This window comes from Pediococcus ethanolidurans (assembly GCF_001437405.1).
In the GTDB taxonomy this organism is placed as follows: Bacteria; Bacillota; Bacilli; order Lactobacillales; family Lactobacillaceae; genus Pediococcus; species Pediococcus ethanolidurans.
In genome coordinates this window covers 1-9,381 of record NZ_JQBY01000040.1, presented here as the reverse complement: position 1 = coordinate 9,381, position 9,381 = coordinate 1, and the positions used below count along the sequence as shown (strand labels likewise).

Genomic DNA, 9,381 nt, shown 5'->3' with positions numbered 1-9,381 from the left:
GTTATTCACCAATACCAGAAAGTGTAGACCCGCTATTCTGAGTCTTTTGTTGTGTGCACAATTTTTGACTTTCTGAGAGGACCTTGCTACCCTCTATTCAGGGTAGTCAATGATGTAAGTTAATGTGGGCTAAAAATAATCAAATAAAAATCTACCCGTTTTGACGAAAAGTTAATTGAGTTAGAAACCGACTTAGCGGAACTTTCAACCTGCGTTAGATTGTGACAATTCAAATTTGGGTGTCACGAGTTAAAAGTAGTCACAAACCTGGTAGAATGGGCTTTTGTCGTAATTATGCATCACAATGTCATTAGATCTTGGATAGTAGCGGTATACTTTGAACACTTAATCAATCTAGGAGTGAAAGAATTTGACAAAAACTGCGATTGTGACCGACAGTACGGCCTATCTTCCTCAAAATGTTTGTGAAAAATTACGAATTACTGTGGCACCAATTTCAGTAGGCTTTGGTGATCATCAATATCGAGAACGAATTGACATTAGTGATGCCGAGTTTTATAAACGACTAAAAACAGAAAAAAGTTTTCCAACCACAGCTCCGCCTTCGATGGGAGTTATGGAAGAAATTTACCACCAACTCGCCAAAGAAGGCTATGAAGAAGTTATCAGTATTCATTTAACTGGTGGTGTTAGTGGTTTTGTCACCAATTTGGCGCAATTCGCGAAGAGTGTTGCAGAAATTAAGGTTCATGTGGTAGACTCACAGATTTCCGTACAGCCACTGGGATATTTAGTTATTCAAGCTGCTAAAATGGCACTGGCACAAAGGCCGGTGACCGAAATCATCGCTAAGTTAACTGAGTTAAAAGCAACAATTGGCGAGTATTTTATTGTGGATGATTTGAAGAATCTTGTTCATGGTGGCCGCTTAGGAAGTGGTTCGGCGTTTGTTGGTTCATTGTTAAAAGTCAAACCAATTCTTTCTTTGAATAAAGAGCGGTATAATATTGAGGCTGTCGATAAAGTGCGTTCGTTGAAAAAGGCCAAAGCAAACATTGTGAATCGTTTTATTAATGAAACGAAAGATCTTCCATATGCAGTGCGTGTGTTTCTGTGTGGCACGGATAATGAACCTGCGATTGAAAAATGGCGTGAAAACATTCAATCAAAATTAACGAATGTTGCGGCAGTGGAAACTGGTCAAATTGGACCGGTCCTTGGTGCACATCTGGGACCAGGGGCAGTCGCCATTCTATGGGTCAAAGAAGAAATTTAAAGAGACAGAAGTGAGGGAACAAAAAACATGAGAAAATTAAAAATCGATTTAAACGATCAAGATTATATGGGTAGTCATGAAGCAAGCTCTATGTGGGGCAAACAGAAAGATTACGTCCGAACGATCTATAATAAGTATCCAAAACGATTTCCAGAAGGAACCATTCGTAAATTCGGTAAACAACTGATTGTGACACGTGAAGGAATGGAAACCGTCACGGGAATCAAGAAGAGTCAATTAAAAGATTTGAAGAAATAACAAAAAACGCTAAAGTTAGAGGAAATTGGCCACATTGGTGGATAACTCAACTTTAGCGTTTTTTTGTAGCAAAGTGCTAAAATTAGACGTTAGAATAGGGTGAAAATAATGAAAACAAACGAATTTATTAGAAAAGTGGAAATGCTAGGTGTAACCACAGTGGAAAAGGATAAAACAATATTACATATTAAACGGCATGGAATCGAAGCCGCCAATGTTAGTTTGAAGAAGACTTCATACTTTCAAATCTGTGGAAAATTACCACGACGTTTATTAAACTTGATTGTTGATTACGCCGTTACGGATATCTCTGAACGGGATGATAATTAGTTAGAGTGATTAGAATAGGTATGGTAGAGAATTTCGATTAATCGCTACTTGCTTTTAGTGTCGGTGTGATTAGTGAGTTTTATACGTCGTTGGTGCCAAAGAAGCATAATTTTCTCTAAACTAGTGATAAAAAATCCGCTTTCTACTCAAATTATCATGTGTTGTGAGTAGAAAACGGACGTAATTTTCACTTATTGATATATCCTGACTAATAATATTTAAGTATCAATATTTTACAGAATAATTTACATACTTCTCTTAGCAAAATCAAGTAACTCTTTAGCAGCATCAACCGTATCCACAAAATCAATTCCTTCAGCATAATCATGATCTTCACCATATCGTTTCCATAAACGTATCAAAACAGGTGTCTCTTTTACTGAATCTAATCTTGAGGAATAATCAGTTAGAAATGAAGTTGTTTTGCGTTTTTCAGCCGTTCTCAAAATTGCTTTTTTTAGTAATGGAAAATCAATATTTTGTTGCTCTAATTTATTTAGTTGATAAACATCATAAAAATCTTTGGCCCGTGTGTTGGCATTACCCCGTGCCACAATCGATTCTAATTTTTCGGCAAGAACTGTTTCAAGATTATACGCTAAAATAGGAATTTTTCTATCCTCAGTAATTAGTTTATGCTTGTAATGAATTTCTTTGGGTGTCATTTTATCACCAGTCGAGACATCAACCTTGATGACAGTTTGCACATCTAAAATAACTGCATCGATGTGTACACGATAACCACCGTATTCATCATCTTTTCTAATTGGTTCAACATTAACAACCGTCATTTCAATTTGATCATTATCAACTTCTATCGAACAAATATCAGTAAATGCATTTGTAATACTTTTTAAACTCAATGGGTATCCTACTAACGTTGTATCTAGATCCATAGTTGACCGAGTATCAACGCCGATTAGAGAAGCAATTAAAAAGCCACCTTTAAGTACCATATTGTTCTTATACGTGGAAACTGATAAACGTTCTAAAAGCTCATCAAGCATAATTTCTTGTAATATCAATTGAGCAGTAACATCATTCTCTTTAGCAAGCTTTTTTACGTAGGCTTTAAATTGCATACCGTTTCTAAATTGTTGTTTCACAGAAGTACCTCCAGATATGTTCTGATTTGTGTTTCCACATTCATCTTTTGGGCCATTTCTATCAACAAGTTAACATCTTTATTAGGTAGTGCAGCATAACCGTTCATTGCCATTGAAATTAGTTCTGAATCTTTTTTATTCTTGCCACGAATCAAATCACACAGTGTTTTTTCAATTGAATAAACACGGACTGTATTTCCATTTGGCGTAATTTCAGATTCAATTCCTAATTGATAATATTTATTAGATTGCGTATAGAATCGTATGTTATAGTCAGAGATTCGAGCAGAATGATAGCCCAAAGGAAATGTCATATCGTATTTACGCGGTGTACGATCTGTTAATCCATGGAGATATAGTGCGGTATTATATGAAAATATTCCCTTACCAAAGCGATATTGATAAATTGCCATTTCATCTTCAAATATAGCTGGATCAATATAAACACCACGATTAACTCGCTCAAGTTGACCACTGTCGGTTAATTCTGACAAGAAGTAACGGTTGACACCCATAGAAGCCGCTTCTTCAACAGTAATCATGCCGTTATGCGCTTTTAAATGCGAGAGGATCTTCTCTTTATTAGACATTATCATCACCTCTTTATATATTCTAACATATAAACGCTGTTTTCTTATAATAAGCGTATAAATGTTAGATTTCGATAACCATATTATTCTTTTATGCATTGAAAATTATTGTAATAACCTAATCATGTTTCGTTATTTGTGAGTGCAAACCAAGATTTTGAAATAGCAGCACTTGGTTCAGCTTTGACAAATTAAGTTAGTGTTGGAATATTAATTGATATACCCAATATAAGCGCTGTACCATTCTTAAGATACGCTAGTTTATCAATTATGTTTGTCTATTTATTTAAGTTTTTCAAAAAATAAGAGCAGTCTCTTCCATATAATAACAATGGAAGAGACTGCTCTATCAAAAATGTAAGGTATTTGATGAATATACCATTTATGTCCCCGGCGAGAGTCGAACTCGCAACCTATCGCTTAGGAGGCGATTGCTCTATCCAATTGAGCCACGAGGACAAGGTTCCTTTCGTATTTTCCCATAGATATTAGGGATAATCAAGTCAGCTTCAGATAAAAAAATTAGCCAAAAATTGATGAATTTTGTAAAACTTGACCCCAGTCAATTTCAATAGTGCTATTTCCGACTATATTAGACTTATCAAATAAAGGCGAGGGGTTAAGAAATATGATGAAATTTGAGCAGGTTATTCAAAAAAATGTTAATGCGATTACGTGGACGTCAGCAGCATTAATCGCGATTGGTTTTCTAGGTGAGGCAGTCGGATCGCAAATGCTATATACAGTCGCTTTTGTGTTGGCTTCAATCATTGCAGCCACACCGATTATTATTCGGGCGGTTGAAGCTTTAAAAGTACGCGTAATTGGAATCGAATTATTAGTCAGCATCGCGGTCATTGGTGCCTTTGTCATTCAGGAGTTCAATGAGTCAGCAATTGTCACTTTCCTATTCTTATTTGGTAGTTTTCTAGAAGCAAAAACGTTGGCAAAAACGCGTGAATCCATTAAGACGCTAACTGAAATGGCACCAACCACTGCTGAAGTCGTTCAAGGCGATGGTTCAATCGTTGAAACTGATGTGGATGACGTAGATGAAGGCGACATTGTGCTTGTCAAAACGGGTGGTCAAGTTCCAATTGATGGTGATGTTGTAGAGGGTTCAGGATATTTAAATGAAGCAAGTGTTACAGGTGAATCTAAACTAGTGACTAAACAGGTCGGCGACGGCGTTTTCTCGGGAACGATCTTAGATAACGGGACTTTGAAAATTAAGGCAACTAAAGTCGGGGATGATACAACTTTTGCCAAGATTGTGGAATTAGTTGAAGATGCTCAAGATACAAAATCACATGCTGAAAAGTTTATTGATCAGTTTGCGAAGTATTACACACCAGCAGTACTTATTTTAGCGATCTTAGTTGGATTCATCTCGCGTGACTTTCGATTAGCGATCACGGTTCTGGTGCTTGGTTGCCCTGGTGCTTTGGTAATCGGTGCACCAGTTTCAAACGTAGCCGGAATTGGTAATGGTGCCAAAAATGGTGTCTTGATCAAAGGTGGCGAAGTGGTGGATACCTTTGCCAAGATTGATACGTTGGTGTTTGACAAAACTGGGACTTTAACCAAAGGTAATACAGAAGTTTCTGATCTTAAAAACTATGCGGATGATCAAAATCAGGTATTAGCATTTGCTGCAAAATTGGAAAGTCAATCTGATCATCCTTTAGGCAAAGCAATCACAACTTATGCTACTCAACAAAAAGTTGCGTTTCAGAATTTACAGGTAACGACGAATAATACCATTAAAGGCCAAGGAATTGAGGCTCAAATCGACCAACATCAAATTCTGGTTGGTAATCAAAAATTGATGACTGCTAATCAAATTCAATTGACCGAAGCAGAAGAAACCGATTTGAAGAATTTGCAAGCAACTGGAAGTTCAACTGTCATTGTCGCTGTAGATCATAAGATTCAACAAATTATTGGGGTTTCAGATGTTATTCGTGATAATGTCAAAGAGAATTTGGCCGCTTTGAAACAACTCGGAATTAAAAAACTAGTGATGTTAACTGGTGATAATGAAATTACGGCTAATCACGTTGCCCAAGAACTTGGTATCGATGAAGTTCATGCCAATCTCTTACCTGAAAACAAGGTCACGTTTGTTAAACAACTTAAAGACCAAGGTCATAAGGTAGCATTTGTTGGTGATGGGATTAACGATAGCCCATCGATTGCTACTGCTGATATCGGTATTGCAATGGGTGGTGGAACTGATGTGGCTATTGAAACTTCCGATATTGTGTTAATGCAATCTAGTTTTCATGAATTAGTTCATGCGTATGGCTTGGCCAAAAAGACCGTTGCTAACACACGTCAAAATATTATCATTGCGATTGGCACAGTAGTCTTCCTACTGATTGGATTAATCTTTGGTTATATCTACATGGCAAGTGGGATGTTTGTTCATGAAGCAAGTATCTTGGTCGTTATTTTCAATGCGATGCGTTTAATTCGTTATCACGCAGCTGGTGCAAAATAAATAAAAAACTTTTCAAAACTTGACGATGATCAATTTTAATTGATAACTGGGACACTATAATAAATGTATAAAGTAAATAAGGAGGAAATTTAAAATGACAAAAGCAATCTTACAATTAGGGGCGTTGACTTGCCCATCATGCATGCAAAAAATTCAAGGCGCATTAGAAAAACAGGCTGGTGTTGAAAAAGTAAAGGTACTCTTTAACGCTAGTAAAGTAAAAATTGAATTTGATGATGCAGTCAATACAGCAGATGCATTGGCACAAGTTGTTAAAAATTTGGGCTACGAAGTTCAAAGTGTAAAGGTAAAACAACCAGCTAAATAAGTTGAACGATGTGATCCAGAGTATTTTTTGGAGCACACCGTTTTTTTGTGTTCTGCTAATAGTGAAAACGATCTGATGTTGATAAACTAAAAATTCGGTGGTATAGTACTTAGTAATTAAAAACGAAATGCATATATAAACGCCTTAATATGGTTGGCGAGTTTCTACCCAGAACCGTAAATTCTGGACTATACGCAATAAATTCATCAAACGATGTCTTCTATTTGCGGACATCGTTTTTGTTTTGCAGTGCGATAGGTTATATATGGATTCAACAGGGGGTAACAAGTTGGTTTCAAAGGAGAAGTGGGCACAAGAACAGATAGATTTTGATGCTGGTGAGGGAGTTCCATTAGAGAGTTCAACTTCAAATGGGCATGCAGCAGTATTGGGATTGCAGCATCTACTGACAATGTATTCCGGAGACGTGATGGTGCCGTTACTAATTGGTGCAATTGTACATTTTACGGCCACACAATTAGCGTTGTTAATTTCCATGGATTTATTTATGTGTGGTATTGCCACCTTATTGCAAGTACATCGAACTCGTTTAGTTGGAATCGGTTTGCCAGTGGTTTTGGGATGCGCAGTACAGGTAATCACACCATTGGGCACGATTGGTAAGACGTTAGGAATCACCACCATGTACGGAGCCATTATTGTTTCTGGGCTATTTGTTTTACTGATGAGTGGTGTCTTTTCAAAACTACGTAATCTTTTTCCACCAGTTGTGACAGGTTCATTGATTATCGTGATTGGTTTTACGTTAATGCCAGTAGCCATTACCGATTTGGGTGGCGGTACCGTTAGTGCACATGATTTCGGTTCCTTAAATAATTTACTTGTTGGTGGTTTCACGTTAGCGTTAATCATTGCAATTAACGTGTGGGGGCGGGGTTTTATCAAATCAATTGCTATTTTGATTGGTTTAGTTGGGGGAACTGTTCTGGCAGGTGCCTTAGGGATGATTAAACTGAGTACGGTATCGCAAAGTGGCTGGTTTCGTTTTCCAGAACCTTTCATGTTTGGCGTTCCCCATTTTGAATGGTCATCTTCAGTGACGATGATTCTGATTGCATTGACCACGATGATCGAATCAACGGGGGTATTCTTTGCGCTAGGTGATATGACTAACCGTCATTTAACGGGCGACGATTTAAAACGTGGGTATCGTGCGGAAGGCATTGCCCAAATTCTGGGTGGCATTTTTAATACATTTCCATATTCAACTTTTTCAGAAAATGTGGGCGTGGTTCAATTTTCCGGTGTCAAAACACGTAAACCAATTTACTTTGCCGGATTATTCTTATTAATTCTTGGTCTCTTACCAAAAGTTGGTGCCTTGGCAACGGTTGTGCCAACCCCAGTTTTAGGCGGAGCAATGCTTGTGATGTTTGGGACAGTTGGGTTACAAGGTGTCCGCATTCTTAAAAGTGTTGATTTTGATGATAGTCGTAATTTGATTGTCGCTGCCGTTTCGATTGGTGCCGGATTGGGAGTTTCCAGTGTCCCAAGTATTTTTCAAGCTTTACCATCAGAATTATATTTAATTCTTGGCAATGGTGTTGTGGTCACAAGTATTGTGGCAGTATTATTAAACTTAATTTTTAAATTGCAACGTAAAAATGAAGTGAACTAAAAAAGATTCGTAAATTTCAAATCTGATCAAACAGATTATCGAAATTTGCGAATTTTTTTGTTAGGAGTTTAGCATTATTCAGCGGTAATTTGATTACGTCCATTTTGTTTTGAGTGATAAAGGTTTTTATCAACGCGTTCAAAAAGGGTTTCTCCGCCCGTGTCTTCTTGATAAAGTTGAGAAACACCAAGTGAGATAGTTAAACCAAACTTTTCACCGATTTGATTGGGAATTTGTAAAGCGTGCACTTTATTTAAGCATTGTTCAGCAATATCATTTGCGTGTTCTGAAGAACTTTCAGGAATTAGAATGCAAAATTCTTCGCCACCGGTTCGGTATAAGTTATTTCCAAGACCGTTTTTATTCAAAACGTGTTGAATCGCATGACTGAGTGTGGATAACGCAACATTGCCAGTTTCATGACCATAACTATCATTAATTGCTTTGAAATGATCAATATCAAACGAAACCAAGCTTAATTGCTGATTGTTATTATGGAGTTGATATTGATGTTGCAGATCCATTTCAAAGGTTCGCCAGTTACGAGCACCAGTAAGATCATCAAAAGTTGCCTCGATTTCAATCTTGACTTTCTTTTTGTGATCTTGCCGTAAGAGATTGGTGTAGAAATAAGTCAAAATGTTGGCCATGATGCATGTCAGTGAAAAAATAATGGCGTTTTGAAAGTCCGCTCGATTGGCAACATACATGTAAAGCCAAAGACCACTGCTAATCAGAATGTTAACAAAGACCCGAGATGGCCGATGACCGTCAATGGGATAAAGGAAATGACGCTCTAGAATCAAAAGTAGAAACGTGAAAGCTATGAAAATACTTAATGGTAAATTTAGGCCACCACTGGCAATTATAAATAGTAAGAAATTGGCTCCCGTAGCAATTAAAATTGTTCGTAAAGTGATCAATACGGAAGTTAGCCCAGTTAAGGTGAGAAATTGGAGACTAATCAATAAATCGGCCGTAAAAGTACTAAGTCCATTTGCGCCTAACCATAATAGCAATGCGGAAAGAATGGTTGAATATGTAGCGTACACGATCTCGTAGTGCCAGAGATATTTATTGTGGCCGATATTATTCTTATCGGTGAAATGAATTAAAAGCTGTAGGACAGCAACAAAACCGATGTTAAAAAGGGTTGTAACTAAACTGGCATAAAAAAATTTTACCATGGATCTCTTCTCCTCCGTTCGGATTCACAATGAGAAGTAGTTAATTTTTTCCAGTATCTCCGATTAACATACTTGATTATCGTTTTTTAAAAAATTATATCTATCCTAGCATAAACTACTAAAATGAACATTAAAAATAGGACGAAATTACAATCTTTTCAAAATAAATTTCCCTGAAATATTCATAAAAAAAGAACTAATGC

General features: G+C 37.0%; 9 protein-coding genes, 1 tRNA gene and 1 riboswitch. Of the genes, 6 read left to right on the top strand and 4 right to left on the bottom strand.

Features of this window, described 5'->3' with window-relative positions:
* Nucleotides 1–370 precede the first annotated feature (370 nt).
* The 3 genes from IV87_RS10490 (at nt 371) to IV87_RS10480 (ending at nt 1,825) form a co-directional block, all read left to right on the top strand.
* Entirely contained in the window at nt 371–1,237 is an 867-nt protein-coding gene (locus IV87_RS10490; protein ID WP_057808044.1) for a DegV family protein, read from the top strand.
* Between the two features lie 27 nt (nt 1,238–1,264).
* Nucleotides 1,265–1,495: a helix-turn-helix domain-containing protein gene (locus IV87_RS10485; protein ID WP_057808043.1), complete on the top strand. Its 231-nt coding sequence runs from the start codon at nt 1,265–1,267 to the stop codon at nt 1,493–1,495.
* A 108-nt stretch (nt 1,496–1,603) separates the two neighbouring features.
* A complete protein-coding gene (locus IV87_RS10480; protein WP_057808041.1) occupies nt 1,604–1,825 on the top strand; it encodes a hypothetical protein in 222 nt (73 codons plus the stop codon).
* Between the two features lie 245 nt (nt 1,826–2,070).
* Here the strand turns inward: IV87_RS10480 and IV87_RS10475 are convergent, their stop codons facing one another.
* The 3 genes from IV87_RS10475 to IV87_RS10465 all read right to left on the bottom strand — a co-directional run bounded on the left by IV87_RS10475 (nt 2,071) and on the right by IV87_RS10465 (nt 3,980).
* Entirely contained in the window at nt 2,071–2,931 is an 861-nt protein-coding gene (locus IV87_RS10475; protein ID WP_236698999.1) for a nucleotidyl transferase AbiEii/AbiGii toxin family protein, read from the bottom strand.
* Nucleotides 2,928–3,521, bottom strand: coding sequence for a type IV toxin-antitoxin system AbiEi family antitoxin domain-containing protein (locus IV87_RS10470; protein ID WP_057808040.1), 594 nt, complete (start codon nt 3,519–3,521; stop codon nt 2,928–2,930). Before IV87_RS10470 ends, IV87_RS10475 begins: the two co-directional genes overlap by 4 nt.
* Nucleotides 3,522–3,906: 385 nt before the next feature.
* Nucleotides 3,907–3,980: transfer RNA gene (locus IV87_RS10465), tRNA-Arg, on the bottom strand.
* A 172-nt stretch (nt 3,981–4,152) separates the two neighbouring features.
* Here IV87_RS10465 and IV87_RS10460 point away from each other — a divergent pair.
* The 3 genes from IV87_RS10460 (at nt 4,153) to IV87_RS10450 (ending at nt 7,991) form a co-directional block, all read left to right on the top strand.
* Complete coding sequence (locus tag IV87_RS10460; protein ID WP_057808048.1) at nt 4,153–6,024, top strand: heavy metal translocating P-type ATPase; 1,872 nt, start codon at nt 4,153–4,155, stop codon at nt 6,022–6,024.
* Nucleotides 6,025–6,118: 94 nt separating this feature from the next.
* Entirely contained in the window at nt 6,119–6,352 is a 234-nt protein-coding gene (locus tag IV87_RS10455) for a heavy-metal-associated domain-containing protein (protein WP_057808037.1), read from the top strand.
* A gap of 111 nt (nt 6,353–6,463) precedes the next feature.
* A riboswitch (purine riboswitch) is annotated at nt 6,464–6,563 on the top strand.
* 111 nt (nt 6,564–6,674) lie between these two features.
* The gene (locus tag IV87_RS10450; protein WP_057808046.1) at nt 6,675–7,991 is read left to right on the top strand and encodes a nucleobase:cation symporter-2 family protein; all 1,317 of its coding nucleotides are present in this window, start codon (nt 6,675–6,677) and stop codon (nt 7,989–7,991) included.
* A 74-nt stretch (nt 7,992–8,065) separates the two neighbouring features.
* On the opposite strand, the gene IV87_RS10445 is transcribed toward IV87_RS10450, so the two are convergent.
* Nucleotides 8,066–9,178, bottom strand: a complete 1,113-nt coding sequence (locus tag IV87_RS10445) for a GGDEF domain-containing protein (RefSeq protein ID WP_057808035.1) — start codon at nt 9,176–9,178, stop codon at nt 8,066–8,068.
* Between the last annotated feature and the right edge of the window lie 203 nt (nt 9,179–9,381).